The following is a 23,153-nucleotide window of genomic DNA, read 5'->3' on the forward strand; positions in this document are numbered from 1 at the left end:
CCGTGGCAAGACGGTTCGCACCACCGTGGCGGACCGATCGGCGCCATGTCCGTTGGATCGGGTTAATCGGCAGTTCCAGGCCGAGCGCCCCAACCAGCTCTGGGTGTCGGACTTCACCTACGGTGCGCCCATCCTTCGAAGGTGTCATTGATGATGCTGTCGAAGCTTGAGCATGTCTGGAATGCATCCTGGTTTTGAAAAGGAGGAAATAAACTGGGTGCCCGCTTTCTGCTATGAGAAAGCGCGAGCCGAAGCGGCGGTGACCTGCTGCACATTGGCAGGGTGACGGAGCCCGTGGGAAACGGGGCGTGAGGCGAAGTCGTTACGCCAAGATGCGTCTCTAGGCTGAGTATTGGAAGGTTGAGGAACACGAACCGATTAAACCGCGTCTATGGGTTGAAACGTCACCACCACCTACACGACTTATCAGGTGGTTTACAGACAAGAGCCGGGTACAAGTACGGCCCAGCTCTCAAATGCCTGCGGTATATGTAGGTCAGCAGGTAGGGTGCCACGGGGAGAACATAGTCAGACCGTGGCGTCTGTGGCGACTTGCGGCACGCAAGGGCAAAGACTGCGATCGGCAACCTCACCAATACGTTTGAGTCCGGCATGTGGACTGGGGAAGGTCTATCGAGATGATAAGGGAATGTGGCCCCGATGATCGATAGGCTGGCGGAGTTCCCGTAGTAGTCGGAGGCAGGGAAAACCTGCTACACGGCGAAGGGGAACAGTTCGAGTGGTTTGCTCGGCAGATTACCTGCCGGTAGCGAGGTGAAGACCTTTGATAATCAGCGAAATGCAGAGCAAGCTGGCCACATGGTCCTCGGCGGATACCGAGCGCAAGTTCGACCGTCTGCTGAGGATGATTGCTAACCGGTCATGGTTGCAAGAGGCCGCCCGCGTGACACTGGCATCCAGTGGTGCAAAGACACCGGGCATCGACGGTATGGACAAGCAGGCCATGGAGCGTGATCTCCAGTACCAACTGGACACGATACGCTCCGATCTGTTGGCAGGTAGCTACCAGCCGCAGCCGGCAAGGCGCGTTTATATCCCGAAGGCCAACGGCAAGCAACGACCACTGGGTATTCCGACCCTTCGGGATCGGATCGTACAACGTGCCATGCTCATGGTCATGGAGCCTATCTGGGAGAGCGACTTTCACCGTCTCTCCTATGGCTTCCGTCCGGAGCGCAGTGTGCATCACGCCGTCCGTACCGTGAAGTTCCAGCTTCAGGACAGTACCGATACGTCGGGTCGCTGGGTGATCGAAGGTGATCTGGCCAGCTACTTTGACACGGTGCATCACAAGCTGTTGATGAGCTGTGTGCGGCAGCGGATTCGGGATGCACGCTTCCTGTCGTTGCTTTGGCGATTTATCAAAGCAGGCCATGTCGATAAAGGCCTGTTTCAGGCTGCCGGCGAAGGTGTGCCGCAAGGCGGGGTCATCTCACCGCTCCTGTCGAATATCATGCTCAATGAGTTTGATCAATGGCTGGAGGCGAAATACCTGAGCCCAAAGGCCCGGAAGGATCGCTGGTACTGGAATGACAGTATCAAACGTCAACGACCCATTGCCCTTCGTGAACATCGGCAATGGTTACCGGCGGTGGCATATTGTCGTTATGCTGACGACTTTGTCATCATCGTCAAGGGAAACAAGGCGCACGCCGAGGCCCTTCGTGAGGAATGCCGGGCGTTTCTGGAAGGCACTCTCAGGTTGACGCTCAATATGGATAAAACCCATATTACCCACGTCAACGACGGGTTTGCCTTTCTGGGACATCGCATCATTCGCAAACGGGGGCCAAGGGGTACGATGCGCCCCGTGACGACGATACCCATGGACAAGTTCCGAAACTTCGCCCACAAGCTGGTTAACGAGCTATCCGGCAATTATAGCGTGAACAAGATTGATCTGGTGGAGCGCCTGAATCGCCAACTGGCGGGATGGGCCAACTTCTACCAATTTACGGACTATACCGCGGTCATGTACGGAAAACTGGATAGAATTATTTTCTGGAAACTCGCACACTGGCTGGCACGGAAATACCGGACCTCGATCAAATCACTGATGCGACAATGGGTCCGACGCCCTGCTGATGGCAAAGCCAAGATCTGGCAGCTATTCGGACGAAGCGGTAAAGGCAATCTGTGTGGAGTGACGCTGCGGCGACTGGTCACCAGTCGCAAAGGCCAATTCCGGTGGCGGAATCCTGAAACCAACCCGTATATCACTCGGGATGAACTACGGAATACCGTTACCTCACGCTACCATGATGTTGCTATGGCGATGAGTCAAGCTTGAATGGAGAGCCGTATGCGCTGAGAGGTGCACGTATGGTTCGGAGAGGAGAAGCAGGGAAATAGTGCGACTACGCCCTGCTTCTTACTCTACTTTCGACCTGGCAGGGATGGCTGTACGTGGCCTTCGTTGTCGACGTCTTCGCACGGCGCATCGTGGGATGGCGCGTCAGCTGCACCATGACCACGGACTTCGTGCTCGATGCCCTGGAGCAGGCGCTCTACGCTCGGCAGCCCGAGCATAACGATGCCCTGATCCATCACTCCGACCGCGGGTCGCAATACGTCAGCATTCGCTACACGGAGCGACTTTCCGAAGCCGGTATCGAGCCGTCGGTCGGCAGCCGTGGCGACAGCTACGACAATGCCTTGGCCGAGACCATCAACGGCCTGTACAAGGCGGAACTGATCCATCGCCGCGGCCCCTGGAGGTCCAGGGAGTCGGTGGAGCTGGCGACGCTGGAATGGGTGTCCTGGTTCAATCATCAGAGGTTGATGGAGCCCTTGGGGTATATTCCGCCGGTGGAAGCTGAGGCAAACTACTATCGGCAACTCGCCAGTCAGGCCGTAATGGCGGCTTGACTTAAACCAACCAGCCTCCGCAATTCCCGGGGCGGTTCACTTCACCGGATTTGTAGATATCTAAGAGCTACGATAACTGGGACTTGAGTGTAAACTTCCCCTGTTTAGGTCCACGCAATACTGGAGGTTTCCGGCTGGTGGATCTGCCGGTACTCGACCGGCGTCATGTCGTTCAGTGACTCGTGGGGGATCTGTTCGTTGTAATCGCGGCGCCAGCGCTCCGTATGCTCTCGCACCTCATTGAGGGTCCGAAAGACGTACATGTCGAGCACCCCGCGGCGGTAGCTCCCGTTGAACCGCTCGATGAAGCCGTTCTGCATTGGACGGCCAGGCTGAATGAACTCAAGCTCCACGCCATTCTCCACGGCCCAGTCCGCCAGCGCCTCCCGATTGAAGTCATCGACCAGGTTGAAGGTGCGAAACCGCCGACCATCCCAGAGGGCATCGGACATAAAGTCCGCCGACCAGGTGGCGTTGACCGCCTCGGGCACTGCGAGCGGCTGGGGCTCGCGCTTTGGTAGCCCTTTCTTGCCCTTGCGCCGCAGGTTGAGCTTGAGATCACAGTACACACGCCACACCCGCTTGTGGTTCCAGGGCAGTCCCCGGCGACGGATGAGCTCGTAGAGCTTCGAAAATCCCCGTTCCGGGCAGGTCTCGGAGAGCTCCAGCAGCACCGCGATGACTTCCTCATCCCGGTCCGGGCGAGGGCTGTAACGGGACACCGAGCGCGAGATGCCCACCACCGCACAGGCCCGGCGCTCACTCAGTCCGTGCTCTTCGATCAGCCCAGCCACCAACTCGCGCCTGTGCGCCGGCCTCAGAGCTTTTTTGTGATCACGTCCTTGAGCGCCGTGTTCTCCAGCGCCAGATCCGCGTACATGCGCTTGAGGCGGCTGTTCTCCTCCTCAAGTTCCTTGAGACGCCGAACATCAGCCGCCTCCATGCCACCGTACTTGGACTTCCAGGCGTAGTAGATCGCATCGGAGATGCCGAGTTCCCGGCACACATCCTTGACCTGGCGGCCTCCTTCGACCTGCTTCAGCGTGGCAACGATCTGGGTCTCGGTAAAACGGCTCTTGCGCATCTCGGGCCTCCTCGGCTTAGTGTGCCGGAAGACCTCCAGTTATCCATGGACCTATTATCGGGGAAGGGGACAGTTCGACGTCACTTGTCCAGACGTTCCCTGGATTAACGTGCGCTTCGCAGAAGCCCGTCCGTCGGAGAAGGTCCATCACCTGTGCCGGGTTTGACCCCCGTGGCTTGCGGAGAACGGCGGAAGCTATGACTTTTGATGTTGATACAATGGTCTGATTGAACCATAATTTTCCTTGAAGTTACCTGAACCACCTCGGTGGTACACCAGTCAAGAATTCAGCATGCGTAACATGTTGAAATAACACGTAAATTTAGCGGATCGGGGGAATCCCACCCTCTCCGCCAAATTTTTCTAAGGTATTGAAAGGGTTGCAAGCACTTGACCCTTCGGTGCCTATACATATCCGACTGGTACACCACGGGGGTACACCGAGATGTCGGATATGAGCCAACAAACACACCTGCTGAAACGCGATTCCACGTACTACTTCAGGGCCAAGATCCCGGTCGACCTTCAGCCCTATCTAGGCAAGCGCGAGGAAAGGTTCTCGCTCAAGACCAAGGACCACCGGGAGGCCTGCCGGCTGGCACGCCAAGCCTCAGCGAGCTTCGACCGCCGTTGCCAGCGCTTGCGGGATGAACTCCGGGCCCGCCATGGCGAGAAGACCCAGCTGCTCCTGGATGACAACGTCATCCAGGAAATCTGCGCGTTGTGGCGCCACCATGCCCTGGCCGGCGACGAGTACAGTCGCCAAGAGGCCCTGTTCAGCGAGGAGTTCGAGGAACGGGCAGCTCAGCGGCGCGCCACCCGCGAGCTACTCACGGAGGCCTTGCAACGCAGCCGCCTTGAGCGCATTGAGCCTGCCTTGCAGACCTTCCTCCACCTGCTCGGTGTAGAACTGCGCGGAGACGAGGGCCACTATCGCAGCCTGTTGTATCGTTTCCTGCAAACCGTCACCGAAGTACATGACCAGCAGCTGGTACGCGATGCGGGCGAGGTGATCTGGACACCTGAGCCGCCGCTCACCCGGCATGCCACTGCATCTTCACCGCCTGTAGCCGACGGGCCTGGGCTGGATGAAATCTACGAGGATTGGAAACGCTTCGATCCCCGCCGTCCCCAGCGCACACTCGATGATGTGCGCCGAGTGCTTGAGGATTTCCAGCATGTCGTTGGCCGGAAGGGCGCTGCCGCGATCAACCGTCAAGACATCATTCGCTACCGCGACCACCTCATCGGGCTGGGGTTACGCCCGAAGACCGTGGAGAAGAAGATCACATTTCTCTGCGCCCTGTTCAACGTCGGCATCAACAACGGCAAGCTTACGGTCAACCCCGCCCAGCGCATCCCCATCCCCAAGAGCGACAGCCGGAGCCGGTTACCTTTCGACCTTGACGACCTCAAGCGCATCTTCTGCTCACCCGTGTATATGGCCGGCAAGCAATTGGACCGTCGGGTTGGGGAAGCGAGCGCCTGGCTTCCTTTGCTGTCGCTCTACCAAGGTTGTCGTGTCGAAGAACTCGCGCAACTGCGGGTGGAGGATGTCCGAGAGATCGACGGGATGCACTGCCTCATCATCGATGACCTGACCACTGAAGATGGTGGGGCGCAGCCCCGCACGAAGCGCCTCAAGAACCTGGCCTCGCGTCGCCGTCTGCCGCTGCACCCGGCCCTGATCAAGGTGGGTTTCGTGCGGTATGTTGAACGATTGCGCGAACAGGGGGCGATGCAGGTGTTCCCAGCCCTGAAACCCGACCGCCATGGCAAATATTCGGCCGCTTTTTCGAAGGCGTTCATGAAGTACCTGAGGAAAGAGCTCGGCATAAGCGACCGGCGAAAGGTATTCCATTCCTTTCGTCACACCTTTCGCGATGCCTGCCGCGAAGCGGGGCTCGACGAAGAGATATCGGATGCCCTCATGGGGCACGCCAACTCGCAGAAAATGGGTCGCCGCTACGGCAGCAGTTTCTCGCTGCGACGCCTGAACGAAGCCATCGGAACGATCAAGTATCCGGGGTTGGACGTGCCAGTGATAGTGGCTGATGACTCGTGAAAGAGGGCATCCCCCACCTTGTCTTGCTCCTCTCTCATAGACTCCTCTCAGTCGTAAGATTCGGGCGCCCATGAAACGCGGGTAAGTGCCCCTACGAACAGGGCATACAGGGCGTGTCCGTGCAACCGGGGTAGAACCCGAGTTTCTCAACAGTCTGCTAAGGGTCGAGTGGTAGATTGGCCGTCCTATCTGGCGTCACTTCTCCGGCCCAAGGTTTCTCCCTGAAAGTTCTTCAAATCTTGCGCGAAAGTCACTCATCTTGCCAAAGCGTTCTACACGTATCTCTTTATCCGCCGGACGCGGTTGAATAGAATACGGCCAGTTTCGCTCTTGATTATTCCTCCAGTACTCGCCGGAAGCCAATCTACTGGCTTGTGCCTCTGACAAATATGGGAATTGTTCATCTATCTGGAGATAGTCATCAGGCCTACATGGCTCTTTTGTTTCCAAAAGAAAAAAAGTAATTCCCGCGCCCCTATCGATGTAGCCCACCGCGCGCACCATATCCTTACCACGCAAGTTAACAGAAAGACCGTGTTTGCACTTATTCAAATAGGGGAGGAAGTTGTCTCTCTCCGGATCGACATAGAACGGCTTCCCTTCCAGGGAGCGCAAAACGCGTTGATATGGACTATTAGATGGATCCCCGACAACAATGTTTGCGCCAATACCGCGACTGGCGGATATTCTGTCGCGGGACAGCCCGCTTTGAGTTGCGCGCAAGTCCGCGAGGAGCAGTGCTCGCTTTGAGTCATCGCAGTCATCTGGCAATACCTGATTGATCAGGCACTCCTGATGCGCTTTCGCGGCAAACTCAACGGTTTTTAGTTCACTCGCTTGACACCCAATTAGAAGCAATGTCAAAACGATAAAAACAGTGAACTTCACCGGATCGCCCTCCTTAGTAACATGGCCGGGTGAGGAATTTCGGGTTTCCGTGGGCGTACCCAGGACTCCGAATCCCGCTTGATGTGGGAAACTGCGCATACCAAGCGATGCCCTGTCCGAACAGAAAACTCTGAGTGAATTTTTTCACAGATCACAGTATGGTGGTAACCTCCCAGTTTCTAATAGTCGGCTGAAGTCGCGCCTAGGTTGCCAAGATCAATCCCTTAGAGCTATCGACGTGACTGTGCCCCCCTACCACCAGCCGTCACGGGCTTCTTCGGAACACATAGTGTTGCCGATACACACTGTCTAGAACCTCTCGTGCCAAGGAACTGGCGTCATCGCTCGAGTAATGGAACTGCTCCTCATAGTGCACGGCGAGGGCGCGCTCTGCTTGCGGATACTGAGCCTTGATTCGTTCGTAGAGGTCTCTGTTCCATTCATCGTTTTCCGCCCAAGCCCCTAGACCACGCTCGACCTGGGTTCTTGTGTTGTACGCCGGCGCCCTGATCCAAGGCCGAAACACCGCATTGGCCCAAGAGGTGCGCGTGGCGAATGCGATACGAGCGATAGGCATAAGGGTTGCGCCGGTGTCTTGGCCTAACGTGAGCTCTAGTAACTCGGCTAAGGCTCGCACGGGCTCTGGAAGCAGTAGGAACGCATGTTCCACTTCGGGGCCAAACGCGATCTTGCAAGCGAGATCCGCACCGTTGACTGATACCGAGTACACTTCCCAGGTTCCGAAATAATGACCGAGTCCCTGGACACGCCCAACGTCAAACACCCACAACCCGTCGCTCTCGTCTGTGGAGAACACAAGGGGCGCGTCCCATGCACCGCTTATGAACGCCGATTCCACATCGCTCATGTGACGGTACTTCGCGAAATGGTCCCAAAACTCCTCGATCGACGAATCTGCTGGCCACTCGAAAAGATTATAGATATCGCCTCGCCATCCGACCGGCGTCTCGTGTAGGACAAAGCGATAGTCCCCATACGGGACTTTTTGCCAGTATGTGTTACCACGAACATTGTGGCGATTTCGAACTTTGTCGAACACGTCTGGATGCGTCTTTAACGAATCACCGCCCGTCAAATCCGGTTCGGCGGGCCCGAGAACCGTTTCTCGGGTGAAAAGTTGCATGGCTTTGAACTCGCTCCTGATAGACGACGTCGAGCGATAGATGGCATCGGCGACCTCGTATACTTCTCGGCAAAACTCCACCTCTTCACCAAGCGTGATCTTCGGCCATGAATGGGCAGGCAGGGCTAGCAAAATGCCGCAGAGTGCGAGACTCCTAAGGACTAATCTTCGCATTATAAGGCACTCCAGGTTCGTGTCCCGTTAGGGGTACTAAATGTTAACCGTCGGCAGAAGTAGCTCCGATACCTGCCTGCGATCGGTAGAAATATCGATGTATCTGAAGTGCAATGATATTCTTATGTAGAGATTCCGCTTAGGCACAATCTGAGAACACTCCAGTACTGCCGACTACTACAGCCTGGGAGAATTATCCCGTATTCTAATAATCTCTACAAATGCCTCCATGATTGCGCGCCCATCGTCAGAATGGCCACTCTCCTCTTATGTACGCGTGGTGGCAATGGATGCCGCACTCAGAACAACGATCAAGAACAGGATGGTTCTAAGAAAAACGGATTCCTATGTAAACTAGACGCCTCTCATAGTCGCCATCGTTCATTAATTCCTCGTACTTCATGTAATGCGTTTCTCGGTTTAAATTGGATTTGTGACCCCATTGGTTCGGGGGACCATAGGACAAACAACTCCATACCTACACATAAGGATAAGGCCCGATCTCTTCTTCTCAAGAACGAAGGGATGACATGGTCTTACTTTCTGTGAACTAGCCGTGTCGGTCTACCGACCACCGCTTATGCTTCCCGAGACCCTGGGGAATTTCCGACACTACGCAATCCGCTTCCGGTTATGCTACGGATAAGCGTTCACCGTTCTCGCCATTTCTTCCCCGCGACCAGCAATGTGCCCCCCCAAGGCCGACTTCACGCCATATTCGCAATGATAAGGTCCGAGCCAGGACTGTCTTCCCGTCAACGCGTGCTCTTCAGACTCATCGCAAGCCCCATTACTTTAGAATGCAGAGCATGCTCCCTGTGCGCAAGCAGAGCTTTCAGGCGTTCATTGGCTCGATCTCTGTCTCCTAGATACTCCCACGCCAAGCGGGCTTCAAGAAACCCGGCGCGCACGTGGTCGCCACCACCATCATAGCGTTCCTCGAAATCCCGCACCAAGGCCAGCGCCAGATCTTGTTTGCCAACTTCATCGGCGAACTCGGCTAGCATCACCGCCTCGAATGCGTCCGACAGGCGAAACATTGGGCTGTGTCTGAGCGCTTGCTCACAAACCATCAAGGCTTCGTACTTGTTGCCCCGCGTGATCAACCTGTGAGTATAGATTCGAGCGAAATCCAGCGTGGTCCGGTTGGGAGGCCATTGCAGCATTCGCTCCATGATCATGGCTTGGCGCTCGACATTCTCGCCAAGAGATGGCAGTTCATCGATGAGCAGCGCTGTGGCGGCTGCCGCCTGATCTACGGTGGCGAGCCCATAGACGCGCTCAAGCAAGCGTTCAAGGGCCTGTTCCTGTTTGTGGTGCCACTCTTGGATCTCGATCCTTTCGGTGCTGACGCGTGCCGAATCGAGAATCCCCAGCTTGTCGGCACTTTCCGCCCGGCGATGCTCGATCTCATCCGCAACCAGGGGGGCGATCTCTTCCTTTCGCGTCCGGAAGCAAAAAAGCCCGATCAGATACCCCCCCACACCACCACTAATGTGTGCGCTGTAGTCGATGTCGGTCGCTCCCTCAAGGCGCATCGCGTTCCAGATATCCCAGCCGATAAACCAGAACGCGAGCATCCAGGCAGGCACCAGCAGCACGTTCACATAAAAAAGTATCCACACGAACGTCCTGATCCGTGCCCAGGGCATAAGATAGGCAAAAAGCCCGATCATCCCCATGACTACGCCTGAGAGCCCAAGACTCGGAATGCGATCGGGAGATCCAATCATGGTCAGGGAGTAGGCGAGCGATGTGACGAGCGCCAATGCGAGAAGGACCGTGATGTATCTCTTTCGAGAATCGAGCGCGATCTCGATGCTTCCGGCAAATGCGAAGAAGAAGATAAGGTTCCCTATAAGGTGCCAGAGATCGGCGTGGGCAAGAGCGCTCGTAACCATCCGAAATGGATTGGGCACTTTCGGGTCATACATGATCGCCGCATCGAGGCTGCGGGGCGCGTCACGGGCGAACTGCCAGTAGATTTGCGAGACCGCCTTTTCAACATTTGCCCGGTCGAACTCCGTATGGTACTCATGAAACTCCTCCACCACCAACCGAATCGCCCACTCCTTCGAAGGCAGATTATGCAAGGCCGCGAGTACGAACGAACACGCATACTCGGCCCCCAGGAATCGCCCCACGATGCTGTCCGTGTCGTGGCGTGTTGCTTCACGGCCACAAAACGCCTCCGATTCGTGCTCGATCGCGTGCTGGCGATCCCACTGCACCACATAAAGGGCCACGCATAGGCCGATCACCGCATACGTGATCAAAGGTATACGCAGTAACGAGAGGTTTGCTTGTAGTGGAATCAGTAGCATTTACTCACGTAGCGAGATGCGCGTGGCATCCCCTCACACCTCGCCACGCGTATGCCAAGACAAGAGCAGTACTTTCACGACACTGTCCTTTGCGTACCCCCTTTATGCTTCCATGTTCATAACACGGCCACCCGAAGCGAACTGGTGGCCCAGAGCGCGGGCATTGGGAGAGAGAGAATGAAACGCCCACTCGCCGAACTGGAAGAGAACGTCCAAAGGCGATAAGCTCGCTATAGTTCGGGTACTTGCGGGATTCCGGGTCCACGAGTTTGTCGGTTTACCATTCGCCAAGCTTCTCAACCGACAACACCAATTTGGACCCATCGGGAGTTATGTATGTCCTGTTCCGAAACTGTATGACTACGTTGTCGCAGTATGATCCCATGCTTCCATGCACCCGTTGGCAGATACGCACTTTGTATCTATGGTCATCCATCGAATCCGCTACCGTGTAGAAATGAACCGCCCCGGGTATCGCGGAGGCTCCAACTCTTGAGAGAATGGAGCCATGAACAAGTCAAACAAGTTTTCACCTGAGGTCCGTGAGCGGGCGGTGCGGATGGTCCAGGAGCACCGTGGGGAGTACCCGTCGCTGTGGGCGGTTGTGGAGTCGATAGCCCCAAAGATCGGCTGCGTGCCACAGACGCTGCTGGAGTGGGTCAGGCGAGCGGAGATTGATGCGGGTGCGCGGCCAGGCATGACCACGGCCGAGACGCAGCGCATCAAGGACCTGGAGCGCGAGAACAAGGAGTTACGGCGCGCCAATGAGATCCTGCGTACCGCCAGCGCTTTTTTCGCGCAGGCGGAGCTCGACCGCAAACTGAAGTCGTAAACGCCTACATCGATCAGCACCGGGACGCCTATGGGGTCGAGCCGATCTGCAAAGTGTTGCAGGTTGCCCCATCGGCCTACCGGCGCCATGCGGCCCGGCGGCGCAATCCGGATCTGCGCAGTGCCCGGGCCAAGCGCGATGAGCGGCTGGTTCCACACATTGAGCGTGTCTGGGAGGCCAACCTCCAGGTCTACGGCGCCGACAAGGTCTGGAAGCAACTCAACCGCGAAGGTGTTTCCGTGGCGCGCTGTAGCGTGGAGCGGCTCATGCGCCGCCTGGGCTTGCAGGGGGCACGCCGTGGCAAGACGGTTCGCACCACCGTGGCGGACCGATCGGCGCCATGTCCGTTGGATCGGGTTAATCGGCAGTTCCAGGCCGAGCGCCCCAACCAGCTCTGGGTGTCGGACTTCACCTACGTTTCGACCTGGCAGGGATGGCTGTACGTGGCCTTCGTTGTCGACGTCTTCGCACGGCGCATCGTGGGATGGCGCGTCAGCTGCACCATGACCACGGACTTCGTGCTCGATGCCCTGGAGCAGGCGCTCTACGCTCGGCAGCCCGAGCATAACGATGCCCTGATCCATCACTCCGACCGCGGGTCGCAATACGTCAGCATTCGCTACACGGAGCGACTTTCCGAAGCCGGTATCGAGCCGTCGGTCGGCAGCCGTGGCGACAGCTACGACAATGCCTTGGCCGAGACCATCAACGGCCTGTACAAGGCGGAACTGATCCATCGCCGCGGCCCCTGGAGGTCCAGGGAGTCGGTGGAGCTGGCGACGCTGGAATGGGTGTCCTGGTTCAATCATCAGAGGTTGATGGAGCCCTTGGGGTATATTCCGCCGGTGGAAGCTGAGGCAAACTACTATCGGCAACTCGCCAGTCAGGCCGTAATGGCGGCTTGACTTAAACCAACCAGCCTCCGCAATTCCCGGGGCGGTTCAGATCCCATTGGCTGCTTTCAGCTAAGTTGTTACCCGTTGAGCGAACTCGCGCCTAGCGTTGCGGAGGCCAATCCACATGGAGTCAAGAAGCTAAGTTGGAAGGAGTCTAGGCTAGATGACTCAGAGTTCTGCACACACCTTTTCTTCGGCGCTTATCACGATCAAGCTCTGATAGGTAAATATATCTATGATGCCGGTCTTGAAGGCGATGAGAGAATTGCGGAACAGCTCAAGATCGTGAATCAAATTCTCAATTCGGTTGTTATAGTCCCGCCGAGTGATCGTAAGCTGGCCGCTGATCTCGATAAGTTTGATCGTTTTACTGGTTCGCTCGCGGCATCTCATGACCTCCTATACTCCGCAATTGACTCAGAGTCATTCGTTGAGATCATTGCAATCGCAGCAAATCAGATAGATGCCTATCTAAGGCTGAGCTTGGTAATTGCAAAGCAGCTTAATGAACAGACCAATAACATCGAAACCCGATATCTCTTCCAGGCGGATGGTGATAGAGGAATAATGGAACGGAAGGTCTTCGATGATGCGCTCGAGTTCGATGTGATAGATCAAGAGACATTTGACAACTTGGGCGCACTCTACAATTTGAGAAACCGAGTCATTCACCGATACATCATTTCAAATATCAGAACGCGTGACTTGGTCGATATTGCCGGTAGGTATTTGAATGCGTTAGAGAACACACGGCTAATCCTCCGTGACTTTGAGCAGAGGCAGGCAGACACACCTTTTGGTGTGTATGGCAAGAAGTTCGGTAAAACGTCTGCTACAGAGGAATCTGTAAGACGGCTTCATGCGAGTGCAAATGACAAGCATCTTATTGAAAAATTTAAGAGAAACGTTGGTACCGGAAAAACCTAACAATTTGTTCAAGTCGTTCGCTTCGCTCACTGGGACGCTCCGCCGCATTGCGGCTCCGCGCCCCTTAACAACGCGTTGAGACTGTCGAATAACGCGCCAACCGCTTAGAATTACGGACAAAGCAGAGATAGACCCCCGCCAACAGCGGTTAGTCGCACAGGGAGGGACGGATGCCCCGCTACAAGCCGACCAATCTCGCGCAGGATGCATTCGTTGCGATCTGTTTCGAGAAGCAGATCCTTCCGGGCACTTTCGAGTATGCGCTGCACCACCTCATGGAGCATGAGGTGGATCTGTCGGCGTTCGACGCGCACTACGATAACGATCTGGCTGGTGCCCGCGCCTATCACCCGAAGGTCTTGCTCAAGGCGGTGCTGTTTGCTTACGCCAGAGGTTTGATTGGGAGCCGCCGTATTGAACGGGCCTGCCGCGAGAACGTGCAGTTCATGGCGCTGACCGGCGAGGCCAAGCCGGATCATGCCACGATCGCCGCCTTCATCAGCCGCTCGCCCGAGGCGATCGAGGCGGTGTTTCGCGAAGTGCTGCTGGTGTGCGATCAGGCCGGGCTGATTGGGCGGGAGGATTTTGCCATCGATGGGGTGAAGCTGCCGTCCAATGCGTCAAAGGTATGGAGCGGCCGGCACGAAGAGCTGGCGTCGAAGTCACGCAAGCTTGATCGGGCGGTGCGGCGGATGCTCAAGGCGCATCGTCTGGCAGATGGGCGCGAGGCGGATAGTGAGCTTGAAGGCCACGGTGCCCGGCAGATCGAGAAGCTCAAGCGACAGAGCGCGAAGATCAAGGCGTTTCTCAAGGAGACAAGCCCCAAGCTCGGTCCTCGAGGCAAGGAGCGCAAGAGCAACCTCACCGACAATGACAGCGCCAAGCTCGCCACCGGCAAGGGGGTCATCCAGGGCTACACGGCAGTAGCGGTCACGGACGCCAGGCATCAGATTATCGTCGAGGCGCAGGCCCACGGGGTGCCCCAGGAGCAGGAGCTGCTCAAGCCGGTGCTGGAAGGGTTGCAGGAGTCTTTCCAGGAGTTGGACCTCTGCGACAACATTCTTGCCGACACCCGGTTGAGCGCGGATTCGGGCTTTCACAGCGGCGAGAATCTGGAGTGGCTGGCGGCGCAGCATTGTGACGCCTACATCGCCGACAATCTGTTTCGCAAGCGCGACCCGCGTTTTGTCGATGCAGACAAGTACAAGCCCCCCAAGCCGCCCCCTGAGCATTATCGTCCCAATGACTTCAGCTACGATCCCGATCGCTTGACGTGTGTCTGCCCGGCGGGCAAGTCCTTGTATCGCAACGGGGCCAACGTGCGCATCAACGGACGCTGTGGCATCAAGTTCACTGCGCCCAAATCGGCCTGCGGTCCCTGTCGGCAGCGAGCCCGTTGCCTGAAAGATGTCGGGCAGAAGAGTCCGCGCCAGGTGGTTTTCTTTCGGGAGCCGGCGCAGGAGGCCGACACGGCCGTGCGGCGCATGCGCGAGAAGATCGACAGCCCGCGAGGGAGGATGCTCTACGGCAGGCGCCTGGGGACGGTGGAGCCCCCGTTTGGTAACCTGCGTTATCACAAAGGGCTGGATCGCCTGACGCTACGGGGCAAGGCCAAGGTCGAGGGGCAATGGAGGCTATACGCTCTGGTGCACAACATCGAGAAGCTGGCGCATTACGGAGAAATGAGGTGGTAGGTCGGGCAGGAGGCTGTTCGGATCAGGTGGTCAACGAGTCCTTCGGAAAGGGCCAGACGCCCGTCATGGCCCCGGCGTGTCTTCCACGTGGGAGGACCGCGTCCCGAACGGAATTCCCGTTTCACTCATGGTGAATCCGAAAGTAAACCGGCCGATGCTTCTCAATCCAGAAATTCGACAGTCTCGTTAGAAGTTAAGGAAGGGCGACGATGACGGAAAGGGAAATTACAAGCCTCGCATTGAAGCTGTTTGCCATCTACGTGCTAGTGCATGTACAAGTTTGGTAATTACCCGACACACGGGGCCTCCGGCAGTTGATCATGCCGCCTTTTTTTCCACGTTGGTGTCGTCCTTGGGGACGATGGGTGGAAGCTTCTTTGTGCCGAGCGCTTCGCGCAGCGCCTGAGCAGGGGTTCGGCCCTTCAGGCGATAGCCCTGATGGCTGCGCCTGAGGTTGTAGAACTCGAGGAACCTGTCCAGATCGCGCTGGATCTCCTCGGGCGAGAGATACCAGGTCTGGCGCCCGGCGACGCGGAAGCATTCATCGAGCAGCGTGCGGTTCATGCGCTCGACAAAACCGTTGGTGCGTGGGCTGCGGATCCTGGTGGTGCGATGTTCGATGTCATGGAGCGCCAGCAGCAGCTCGTAGGGGTGCTGCTCGGGACGCCCGCAGAACTCGCGCCCGTTGTCGGTGAGGATCGCTTTTACTGCCACGCCCAAGGTCTCATAGAAGGGCAGCACCCGGTCATAGAGCAGATCAGCCGAGGTGATGGGCATCTTCGAGGTGTAGACCTTGGCGAAGGCGAGTGAACAGAAGGCATCGACCACGACCTGGACGTAGACCTTGCCGACGCCCTTGAGGGTGCCCCAGTAGTAGGTGTCCTGGTTGAGCAGTTCTCCGGGGCCATTGGTCTCGACATGACGCATACGGAACTCGCAGGAATGGCGCTCAAGCAGGCGGATCTGGGCATCGGAGAGCACGAAGGTGTCCTCTTGGGCCCGGGCCTCGAGGCGCAACAGGCGCTTGTGGCGGGTCTCGAGATCGTGGCGAAGCCACACCCCGCGCACACCGGAGGGGCTGACGTTGACATCCCGGAGGCGCAGCTCATTGGCGATGCGCTGGGCGCCGTAAGTGGGGAACTCAAGGCAGAGCGCGAGGATCGCCTCCTCGACCTCGGGGGCGACCCGGTTGGGGTGGGGGTTTCTGGGCCCCCGGCGTTGCTCGATGAGGGCGCCCACACCGCCCACCTGGAAGGCCCGGCGCACCTCGTAGAAGGTGTCTCGGTGATAGCCCATGATCTTGCACGCCTTGGACACATTGCCCAGTTCCTCGGCCAGTTGCAGCAAAGACAGCTTGCGCTTGGTACTCTCTGTGACTGCGGTCATCGGGAGTTCTCCTTGGTAGATGGATTGTCTGGCGACTACCAATCTACCGGAGACCCCGGTGCCCGCCCTAATCAGGGCGGACTGTCGGAAAATTACTCAACTAGCTCAATGTGAGGGTTACATGTCTACGAGGTTCTCATTGCAGGACAAGAAAAGTCTCGCTAAACTTAGCTAAGTCTGGCTAAGTTGGGTAGAGTGCCACCATGAACACAAAGCAGGTCAACATGCATGAGGCGAAGTCGCAGCTATCGCAACTGGGCGAACTCGCCTGGAAAGGGGAGAAGGTGGTCATTGCCAAGGCCGGAAAGCCCTACCTGGATCTCCTTCCTCACCGGGAGGGGCGTGCCAAGCGCACGCCGGGGCGCCTCAAGGGGCAGATCTGGGTGGCGGATGACTTTGATCAGACCCCGCATGAGGTCATAGCGGAATTTGAGGGGCAGGAGTGAGGCGCCTTCTGCTCGATACCCACGCGCTGCTGTGGTGGCTGGCGGACGATCCGCAACTCGGTCCCAGGGTACGAGCCATGATTGGAGACGAGCGCAACGAGATCTACGTGAGCGCCGCCAGCGCGTGGGAGATTGGCATCAAGAAAGGGTTGGGCAAGCTCAAGGGCCCCGACAACCTGGACGCTATAGTCGAAGAAGAGGGTTTCGAGAAGTTGCCGGTGACGTTCTTCCACGGCGAACGGGCCGGTGAGCTGCCCGGTATTCATCGTGATCCGTTTGATCGGATGCTTGTAGCTCAGGCGCAGGCGGAAGGGCTCGATATTGTGACCCGCGACGAGATGTTCGGACATTACGGGATCAAGGTGGTCGATGCGGCCAGCTGATCTGCCGCAATCCCGTCTCCAGGGTTCATATGCAGAGGAAAGGTGACAGATCTATTTTTGCGCTGCAGAAATAGATCTGTCACCTTTCGATCATGAGGCGCAGACCGCGACGCCCGCGTGGCCCGCGATGCCCGCCCGACCCGCATTCGTGGTCGATTCCTTTGGAGCCTTCGGGCACCGCGCCTTGCACGCGGTGCCCGGATCGCCGCTTACCAGTAGGCCAGCAGCCGGTCCTGCTCCACCTTGTGCTCGAAGCGGCGCAGCGGCCGGTTGCCGATCTCCACGCACTCCCCGCTTTCGATGTCGAAGGCCCAATGATGCTTCGGACAGGTCAGGCGTTTGCCCTCCAGGGCCAGGTGAGGGATGTTGGTGACCTGGTGGGGGCAGCGGCTGTCGTAGACCCGGATGTCGTCCTCGGTGCGATAGACGAACAGGTTGCGTCCGTCGCGATCGAAATAGGCCACTTCCTCCATGGGGATCTCGTCCAGGGCCGCGAGGTCGTGCCAGCCGGGCTCGGCGTCCAGGTTCTCCGGCCGGAACTCGGGCAGGTCCATGTCCAGCAGGATCTCCGCGGCCCACACGATCTTGGCAAGTCCCAGTACGGGAAACGCCATCAGCAGCGCATCGATGATCTCGTTGGGCGTGGCGCCGTTGCGCAGTGCGCGGGTGAGGTACTGCCGGAACCCCGGCTCGGTCTGAACCGCCACCTTGGTGATCACGGAGATCAGGTCACGCGTGCGGGGATCGAGATGCTCGCCGGCCTTCTTCAGAAAGGTGAAGTAGCCGGTCATCGCCTCGGGGCGGGCCTTGACCAGGTAATTGAGGGCGTCACTCATGGATTACTCCTGACAATTCGGGAAAGAGAACCGGGTTTGTGAACCTGCGCCTTCGCGCGGTCCGGGTCGCGGGCCGCGCGAAGGCGCCGTGATATGCTTGGCCATGTCGCAATCGGCCGCGCGCGTAAGGATAACGTAATTTGATGCTTCGTGGCCCGCGGCGCCACCCCGCCCGAAGTGCGGGAATGCGCCTTCAGATGCGACCCCGAGAGGTTTCCGTGGAGCAATCCCAGGCCATCCGGCACTTCCAGGTCAGCGTGAACAGCATGGTCGGGCAGGGCGCCGAACCCGCCGACGTGGCCGGGACCCCGCTCGGGATCGCGCTGACGACCCGCGCGCATCCGCCGAGGCCCTGACCCGGATGCACGGCCTGTCGAAGACCGCCTTCCTGGCGGGCCGGCAATGCCCCAGGCGCCTGTGGTGCGAGATCCGGGCGGCGGAGCAGGTGCCCGCCCCCGACGAGGCCCGGCGCGCCATCATCGAGCAGGGCCTGGAGGTCGGGGCCCTGGCCCGTCGTCTCTATCCCGATGGAGTGGACGTCTCCCGTTCGGGATCCATCGAGGACATGATTCAACATACCCGCGACCTGCTCGCGCACAGGCGGGTGATCTTCGAAGGCGTGTTCTCCGCGGCAGGCGGCCATGCCCGCGCCGACATCCTCGTGCCGGAAGGCGAAGGCTGGACCCTCATCGAGGTGAAGAGCGTCACGCGCCCCGACGAGGTGCACCTGCACGACATCGCCTTCCAGTGGCATGTGTTGCGCGCCGCCGGCGTCCGGTTGCAGCGCGCCTGCCTCGCTCACGTGGACAGCGACTACGTGCGCCACGGGCCGGTGGATCCCGCCGGGCTTTTCACGGTCGTCGATCTCACAGCGGAGGTCGAACCCCTGGCCGCCGGCATTTCCGACGCCATGGCCTTCATGCAGGCGCTGCTCGCGGGCGATCGCCCGGCGGTGCCCATCGGCCCCCAGTGCGGCAGGCCACATGCGTGCCCCCTGATCCCCGCCTGCTGGTCGTATCTCCCGGACAACAACGTCACCGAACTGTATCGCCGCAACGGCTTTGATCTGCTGGCCGATGGGTATGAGCGTATCGTCGATGTGCCGCCCGAGCGGCTGAACGCGAAGCAGCGCATCCAGCGGGAGGTGCTGCGCACCGGCGAACTCCACGTGGAGGCCGGGCCGCTCCGCGCCTGGGTCGCTTCGCTGGAGTATCCCGTGTACATGCTGGACTTCGAGACGGTTTCGAGCGCGATCCCGCTGTTCGACGGCACGCATCCCTACCAGCAGATCCCGTTTCAGTTCTCGGTCCACGTGCTCGACCGACCCGGCGCCGCACCCCGCCACCACGAATTCCTCTGGACCGCGGACAGCGATCCGCGCCCCGCCCTGGTGGAAGCCCTGCGGATCATCGGCGCGCGAGGGTCCGTCATGGCCTATTTCGCCGGATTCGAGCGGGCGCGGATCCGTGAACTGGCCGAGGACTTCCCCGAGGCCGCCGACTTCCTCGTAGGTATCAACCGGCGCCTGGTGGACCTCATTGATCCCTTCACCGGTTTCTGGGTTCACCACCCCGCCCAGCACGGCAGCTGTTCCATCAAGAAGGTCCTGCCCGCCCTGACCGGCAGCGGCTATGAGGGCCTGGACATTAACCGGGGCGACCAGGCCGCCCGGGAATGGCTCAAGGCCGTGCGCGGAGGGGAGGGCGCCGAAGCGATATTCCGGGCGCTGCGGGAGTACTGCGCCCTGGACACACGTGGCATGGTGGATATCCTGGCGTTTCTTCGCGCGCGGGCGGGCGGCTGAGATCGCCGTCTCGCCCCTGGAGCTGACACCTGACCCCGCCATCCGCATGGGCACGCTTCGCTTTGCCCATCCTACGGTCGGCACCGGTGGCGGGTTATAGCTCGTGTAGGATGGGTCAAGCGCAGCGGACCCATGCGGAAAGGCGACAAGGCTGCCGGGAGTCGCGATGGGACCCCGCGCGCCAAGCCCCCCGTTGCATGACGCGGAAATGTGCCGCTATGTCCAGTTGATCTTCAGTTAGCAGCGGGACTCGGACCAGCCCGTAGGCCGGATAAGGCGAAGCCGCATCCGGTGCCACGCTGCCGGGAAGCGGTAGCGGTGTCCAGTGGACGGGTTGTCCCGAGGCCCTGTCTCAATCCGGATAAAGCGCCGCTGCATTGCGCAGGGTGTTGCGGATCTCCGTCCGGAGGCGTTTGGGTGTGCGCACCCGGACCTGGGCGCCCAGGCCGAGGATCCACCACCGCAACTGCGAGGTATCGGGCACCGTGGCCCGGACGGTGACCCAGCCCTCGGCATCCGGGGCGCTCATGCGCTGGTCCCGGGAGAGCGGTGTCTCTCCCAGGTGGTGGGCCGTGTCCCGGTGCACGTCAAGGCATACGGATATCTCCTCTCCCAGGCGGAAGTCCAGGCCGCCGTCCTGCAGGTAGCTGTCCAGGTCGAAGCCCCGGGGCCGGCGCACCGGCGTCTGCAGGGGCGTGGCATCGGTCATCCGATGCAGCACCATCTGCACGATGTCGGTGTAATCGAACAGCGTGCAGATCAGGTAGATCACCCCGTCGCGGAACACCAGCCCCAGGGGATTGACCACGTATTCCTTCTCCAGGTTGTCCTTGCGCCGCCGATAGCGCGTCTCGAACTGCCGGTCCTGGAACAGGGCCTCATAGACCACCCGAAGCACCTCGGGGTCCCCCTCCGGGGCAATGAGTGACTGGCCCCGAGTCACAGTACGCACCTTCTTCGGCCAGCGCCGGACGCTCCCCGGGGTCACCTTCAGCAGCTCGCCCGCCTGGCGGAAGTACGGGGTCAGTGCCTGGAGCGTCGCCGGCGCCATCAGGGGAGCCAGAAACTGCTGGGCGAGCTTGAAGGCCAGCGCTGTCTGCGGCTCCATCCCCGGTACATCCAGAATTCTCGCGTCGCGGGCCCACTGCCAGCCGTGGGGCCGGCTGCGATCGTCCACCACCAGGGCGAACCCCTGTCCGGAGAGTGCCTGGAGGTCCCGCTGAATGGTCCGCGCCGTGGTCTCGTACCCCTGTTCCTCCAGCCCATGTTTGAGTTCGCTGACGGTGATCTTGCGCGGGTGCCGGGGGATCATCCGCAACATGGCCCATTGGCGCAGGAGGGTCGAGGACATGGTGGTCTCCACTGGTGTGGGTCGGAAGTTTCCTTGCCCGAACGGATGGCTCGCGCCGACCCGGACGGGTATACCTGCCCGGAGAGCATATCAGCTATGAGCCGGATCGCTGAGACCGACCGCGAATCGTTGCGACACAAGATGTCGCATGGGCGCCGCATGCTTCAGGCTGAGTGAGACACGGGGCACGGGCGCGACGGCCCTGCCAATGAGTCGGGACAAACGTGCCGCATCCGGTAAGGCGTGGACCGAATCAGGTTGCCCGGGTGCAGGCGGGATCCATTGAGCCTCGTAGGGTGAGGCAGCATCCCGGAGACAGGAAACAGTCCGGTGCATGTTCGGGAAACCGCCTGGGCACACGGGTCATGCATTGCATCACATAGTGGCGCGTCTGCCGAAGACGCCTGGCGCGCGCAAGTTGCGGGGGCGAGCCCGGCCAGGCCCCCTGTCATGACGTCAGTGGCCTTGCCCCGCCTCTTCATGGCAATACATTACAGACCGCACGGGAGGGTGACATGAACAAATGGCTGAGCGCGTTCGCAGGGCTGGCCCTGGGACTGATGCAGGTGAGCATGGCGTCCGCCGGGAATTTCTGGGAGCACAGGGATTGGTCGGTTGACCGGCTCGGCGAACTCGTCCGCTACACCACCCATGGCTCGGTCGTTCACGGGCATGAGTTCGGATTTCTGCTGCGACCCGGGGATTGCCGGGAGGTGCTCTGGCTCTCCTGGTCGACCTACGATGACGGGGTCTACGAATTATCCGGGGAGAGGACACGCTTCCAGCTTGAACTGGATGGGATGCGGGGTATGCTGTCGGCCCCGTTGGGCCTCGTCGAGGAGTTGACGCCCATGCTGCCCATGACCAAGGTCATGGTGTTCTCGGATGTGTTGCTTCGCCCTGAGTTCATGCGCGAGCTTGAGAAAGGGCAGGGCCTGGAGGTGCGGGTAATCGGGCCTGACGAGATGCTCAGGGTCCTGGATGTGGCCGAGGATCAGTTCAGCCTGATGGGATTCACCGCGACCCGTCTCAAGGCGCGGGAATGGTGTGAAGGGAACGCGCCCGGAGGCGGGGCCTGACACCGGATCGGGTCAGTTCGCGGTGCAATCATCCCCGATATGTAGGAGCCCGGTCCCCCGGGCGATCGGGTCCGGCATCGGTGGGTTATTCATCGCCCGGGGGACCGGGCTCCTACGGGGTAGGTTCCTGCATTGCGGGGACCCTTTGGATGAACAGCCGGTTGAGAGATCACAGCCAGAGAATCGGCGGATGACGATCGCAATCTGAACGTTCGGATTGCGATAGAATCTCCCGATACGCTCATGACACGTTTCGCCGCCATCGATTTCGAAACCGCCTGCCATCGGGCGGACAGCGCCTGCGCGTTGGGTGTCGTGATCGTGGAGGGCGGGCGCATCGTGGAGCGTCTGTATGACGTGATCCGCCCGCCCACGCGGCAGTTCTCGTTCACGTATGTCCACGGCCTGACCTGGAACGATGTGAAGGACGCGCGGACGTTCGATGCGGTGTGGGGCGCCTTTGCCCGCGAGCTGGCGGGCATCGACTTCTTCGCGGCACACAATGCGCCGTTCGACCGCGGTGTGCTCCGTGCCTGTTGCACGACCTACGACCTGCCCACGCCTTCACCGCCCTTCGTCTGCACGGTGCGCCTGGCACGGGCACAGTGGGGCATCCGTCCGACCACGCTTCCGGACGTGTGCCGGCACCTGGGCGTGACATTGCGCCACCATCAGGCGGATTCGGACGCGGAGGCATGCGCGCGCATCGTCATTGCGGCGCAACAGGCGGGCTGGCGCTACGACGGCGGGGCCGCCTGAGACGGGGGCGGTATCCGACCGGTCGCGGGGCCGCCCGCGTCCCCCCCTGACTGGCACCTGCCCCCGGGAATGCATGGCCGGGGCCAGCCGGCATGCCGGCCCAGGGTATCCCCGATGTCCGGAGCGCAAGGTTCCGCATGGCGGACAGGGCGCCCGGGGTGCCTTGGCCAGTGGACGTCCACACCTCTTATA

The 23,153-nt window shown here is 59.6% G+C and carries 17 protein-coding genes, 2 pseudogenes and 1 other annotated feature; of the genes and pseudogenes, 12 read left to right on the forward strand and 7 right to left on the reverse strand.

Going from position 1 to position 23,153, the window contains the following annotated elements:
- Positions 1–799 precede the first annotated feature (799 nt).
- On the forward strand, positions 800–2,311 hold the full coding sequence (gene ltrA, locus THITHI_RS0101125) for a group II intron reverse transcriptase/maturase (RefSeq protein WP_033336886.1): 1,512 nt from the start codon (positions 800–802) through the stop codon (positions 2,309–2,311).
- Between the two features lie 83 nt (positions 2,312–2,394).
- A pseudogene (locus THITHI_RS19600) lies at positions 2,395–2,889 on the forward strand (IS3 family transposase); the annotation flags it as partial.
- 104 nt (positions 2,890–2,993) lie between these two features.
- Here THITHI_RS19600 and THITHI_RS20040 read toward each other — a convergent pair.
- Positions 2,994–3,973: pseudogene (locus tag THITHI_RS20040) on the reverse strand (IS3 family transposase).
- 454 nt (positions 3,974–4,427) lie between these two features.
- Between THITHI_RS20040 and THITHI_RS19690 the strand changes: the two are divergent.
- Positions 4,428–6,038, forward strand: coding sequence for a DUF6538 domain-containing protein (locus THITHI_RS19690; protein WP_198005558.1), 1,611 nt, complete (start codon positions 4,428–4,430; stop codon positions 6,036–6,038).
- Positions 6,039–6,233: 195 nt separating this feature from the next.
- Here the strand turns inward: THITHI_RS19690 and THITHI_RS20495 are convergent, their stop codons facing one another.
- The 3 genes from THITHI_RS20495 to THITHI_RS0101155 form a co-directional block, all read right to left on the reverse strand.
- Positions 6,234–6,926 carry a hypothetical protein gene (locus tag THITHI_RS20495; RefSeq protein ID WP_156820440.1) on the reverse strand — a complete coding sequence of 231 codons (693 nt, stop codon included), beginning with the start codon at positions 6,924–6,926 and terminating at the stop codon, positions 6,234–6,236.
- A gap of 265 nt (positions 6,927–7,191) precedes the next feature.
- Positions 7,192–8,244, reverse strand: a complete 1,053-nt coding sequence (locus tag THITHI_RS0101150; RefSeq protein ID WP_018231233.1) for a hypothetical protein — start codon at positions 8,242–8,244, stop codon at positions 7,192–7,194.
- Positions 8,245–8,999: 755 nt separating this feature from the next.
- Positions 9,000–10,568, reverse strand: a complete 1,569-nt coding sequence (locus THITHI_RS0101155; RefSeq protein WP_018231234.1) for a rhomboid family intramembrane serine protease — start codon at positions 10,566–10,568, stop codon at positions 9,000–9,002.
- 508 nt (positions 10,569–11,076) lie between these two features.
- Here THITHI_RS0101155 and THITHI_RS0101165 point away from each other — a divergent pair.
- The 3 genes from THITHI_RS0101165 to THITHI_RS0101180 all read left to right on the forward strand — a co-directional run bounded on the left by THITHI_RS0101165 (position 11,077) and on the right by THITHI_RS0101180 (position 14,917).
- Positions 11,077–12,305, forward strand: a protein-coding gene (locus THITHI_RS0101165; protein WP_156820441.1) for an IS3 family transposase whose coding sequence is annotated in 2 segments (ribosomal slippage) — positions 11,077–11,356 and positions 11,356–12,305 — 1,230 coding nt in all. Because the reading frame shifts where the segments join, the coding sequence is not laid out codon by codon here.
- Positions 11,355–11,471, forward strand: a sequence feature (AL1L pseudoknot). It overlaps the preceding gene by 117 nt.
- 75 nt (positions 12,306–12,380) lie before the next feature.
- The gene (locus THITHI_RS20045) at positions 12,381–13,223 is read left to right on the forward strand and encodes a hypothetical protein (protein ID WP_198005559.1); all 843 of its coding nucleotides are present in this window, start codon (positions 12,381–12,383) and stop codon (positions 13,221–13,223) included.
- Between the two features lie 170 nt (positions 13,224–13,393).
- Positions 13,394–14,917, forward strand: coding sequence for a transposase (locus THITHI_RS0101180; RefSeq protein WP_018231194.1), 1,524 nt, complete (start codon positions 13,394–13,396; stop codon positions 14,915–14,917).
- Positions 14,918–15,235: 318 nt separating this feature from the next.
- Here the strand turns inward: THITHI_RS0101180 and THITHI_RS0101185 are convergent, their stop codons facing one another.
- Positions 15,236–16,303 carry an IS481 family transposase gene (locus THITHI_RS0101185; RefSeq protein ID WP_018231239.1) on the reverse strand — a complete coding sequence of 356 codons (1,068 nt, stop codon included), beginning with the start codon at positions 16,301–16,303 and terminating at the stop codon, positions 15,236–15,238.
- A gap of 203 nt (positions 16,304–16,506) precedes the next feature.
- Between THITHI_RS0101185 and THITHI_RS0101190 the strand changes: the two genes are divergently transcribed.
- Together THITHI_RS0101190 and THITHI_RS0101195 are read left to right on the forward strand one after the other, a co-directional pair.
- A complete protein-coding gene (locus tag THITHI_RS0101190; protein ID WP_156820442.1) occupies positions 16,507–16,749 on the forward strand; it encodes a type II toxin-antitoxin system Phd/YefM family antitoxin in 243 nt (80 codons plus the stop codon).
- Positions 16,746–17,132: a type II toxin-antitoxin system VapC family toxin gene (locus tag THITHI_RS0101195; RefSeq protein WP_018231241.1), complete on the forward strand. Its 387-nt coding sequence runs from the start codon at positions 16,746–16,748 to the stop codon at positions 17,130–17,132. The genes THITHI_RS0101190 and THITHI_RS0101195 overlap by 4 nt, the downstream gene beginning before the upstream one ends.
- A gap of 209 nt (positions 17,133–17,341) precedes the next feature.
- Here THITHI_RS0101195 and THITHI_RS0101200 read toward each other — a convergent pair whose 3' ends face one another.
- A complete protein-coding gene (locus THITHI_RS0101200; protein WP_018231242.1) occupies positions 17,342–17,968 on the reverse strand; it encodes a Rieske 2Fe-2S domain-containing protein in 627 nt (208 codons plus the stop codon).
- Positions 17,969–18,186: 218 nt separating this feature from the next.
- Between THITHI_RS0101200 and THITHI_RS20500 the strand changes: the two genes are divergently transcribed.
- Both THITHI_RS20500 and THITHI_RS0101210 read left to right on the forward strand, forming a co-directional pair.
- A complete protein-coding gene (locus tag THITHI_RS20500) occupies positions 18,187–18,324 on the forward strand; it encodes a hypothetical protein (RefSeq protein WP_156820443.1) in 138 nt (45 codons plus the stop codon).
- 5 nt (positions 18,325–18,329) lie between these two features.
- Positions 18,330–19,772, forward strand: a complete 1,443-nt coding sequence (locus tag THITHI_RS0101210; protein ID WP_018231244.1) for a DUF2779 domain-containing protein — start codon at positions 18,330–18,332, stop codon at positions 19,770–19,772.
- 352 nt (positions 19,773–20,124) lie between these two features.
- Here the strand turns inward: THITHI_RS0101210 and THITHI_RS0101215 are convergent, their stop codons facing one another.
- Positions 20,125–21,123 carry a helix-turn-helix transcriptional regulator gene (locus tag THITHI_RS0101215; RefSeq protein WP_033336888.1) on the reverse strand — a complete coding sequence of 333 codons (999 nt, stop codon included), beginning with the start codon at positions 21,121–21,123 and terminating at the stop codon, positions 20,125–20,127.
- 515 nt (positions 21,124–21,638) lie between these two features.
- On the opposite strand from THITHI_RS0101215, the gene THITHI_RS0101220 reads away from it, so the two are divergent.
- Both THITHI_RS0101220 and THITHI_RS0101225 read left to right on the forward strand, forming a co-directional pair.
- Entirely contained in the window at positions 21,639–22,202 is a 564-nt protein-coding gene (locus tag THITHI_RS0101220; RefSeq protein ID WP_018231246.1) for a hypothetical protein, read from the forward strand.
- Positions 22,203–22,445: 243 nt separating this feature from the next.
- The gene (locus THITHI_RS0101225) at positions 22,446–22,961 is read left to right on the forward strand and encodes a 3'-5' exonuclease (RefSeq protein WP_018231247.1); all 516 of its coding nucleotides are present in this window, start codon (positions 22,446–22,448) and stop codon (positions 22,959–22,961) included.
- Positions 22,962–23,153 lie beyond the last annotated feature (192 nt).

The sequence above is a fragment of the Thioalkalivibrio thiocyanodenitrificans ARhD 1 genome, assembly GCF_000378965.1.
GTDB classification, from domain to species: Bacteria; Pseudomonadota; Gammaproteobacteria; order Ectothiorhodospirales; family Ectothiorhodospiraceae; genus Thioalkalivibrio_A; species Thioalkalivibrio_A thiocyanodenitrificans.

What these genes read in the sequence shown, in the direction of transcription:
- THITHI_RS0101200 (WP_018231242.1), bottom strand. Translation starts at nt 17,968, where the DNA reads ATGAGTGACGCCCTCAATTACCTGGTCAAGGCCCGCCCCGAGGCGATG.
- THITHI_RS0101210 (WP_018231244.1), top strand. Translation starts at nt 18,330, where the DNA reads ATGCACGGCCTGTCGAAGACCGCCTTCCTGGCGGGCCGGCAATGCCCC.
- THITHI_RS0101225 (WP_018231247.1), top strand. Translation starts at nt 22,446, where the DNA reads ATGACACGTTTCGCCGCCATCGATTTCGAAACCGCCTGCCATCGGGCG.
- THITHI_RS0101220 (WP_018231246.1), top strand. Translation starts at nt 21,639, where the DNA reads ATGAACAAATGGCTGAGCGCGTTCGCAGGGCTGGCCCTGGGACTGATG.
- THITHI_RS19690 (WP_198005558.1), top strand. Translation starts at nt 4,428, where the DNA reads ATGAGCCAACAAACACACCTGCTGAAACGCGATTCCACGTACTACTTC.
- THITHI_RS0101185 (WP_018231239.1), bottom strand. Translation starts at nt 16,303, where the DNA reads ATGACCGCAGTCACAGAGAGTACCAAGCGCAAGCTGTCTTTGCTGCAA.
- THITHI_RS0101215 (WP_033336888.1), bottom strand. Translation starts at nt 21,123, where the DNA reads ATGTCCTCGACCCTCCTGCGCCAATGGGCCATGTTGCGGATGATCCCC.
- THITHI_RS0101155 (WP_018231234.1), bottom strand. Translation starts at nt 10,568, where the DNA reads ATGCTACTGATTCCACTACAAGCAAACCTCTCGTTACTGCGTATACCT.
- THITHI_RS0101180 (WP_018231194.1), top strand. Translation starts at nt 13,394, where the DNA reads ATGCCCCGCTACAAGCCGACCAATCTCGCGCAGGATGCATTCGTTGCG.
- ltrA (WP_033336886.1), top strand. Translation starts at nt 800, where the DNA reads ATGCAGAGCAAGCTGGCCACATGGTCCTCGGCGGATACCGAGCGCAAG.
- THITHI_RS0101150 (WP_018231233.1), bottom strand. Translation starts at nt 8,244, where the DNA reads ATGCGAAGATTAGTCCTTAGGAGTCTCGCACTCTGCGGCATTTTGCTA.
- THITHI_RS0101190 (WP_156820442.1), top strand. Translation starts at nt 16,507, where the DNA reads ATGAACACAAAGCAGGTCAACATGCATGAGGCGAAGTCGCAGCTATCG.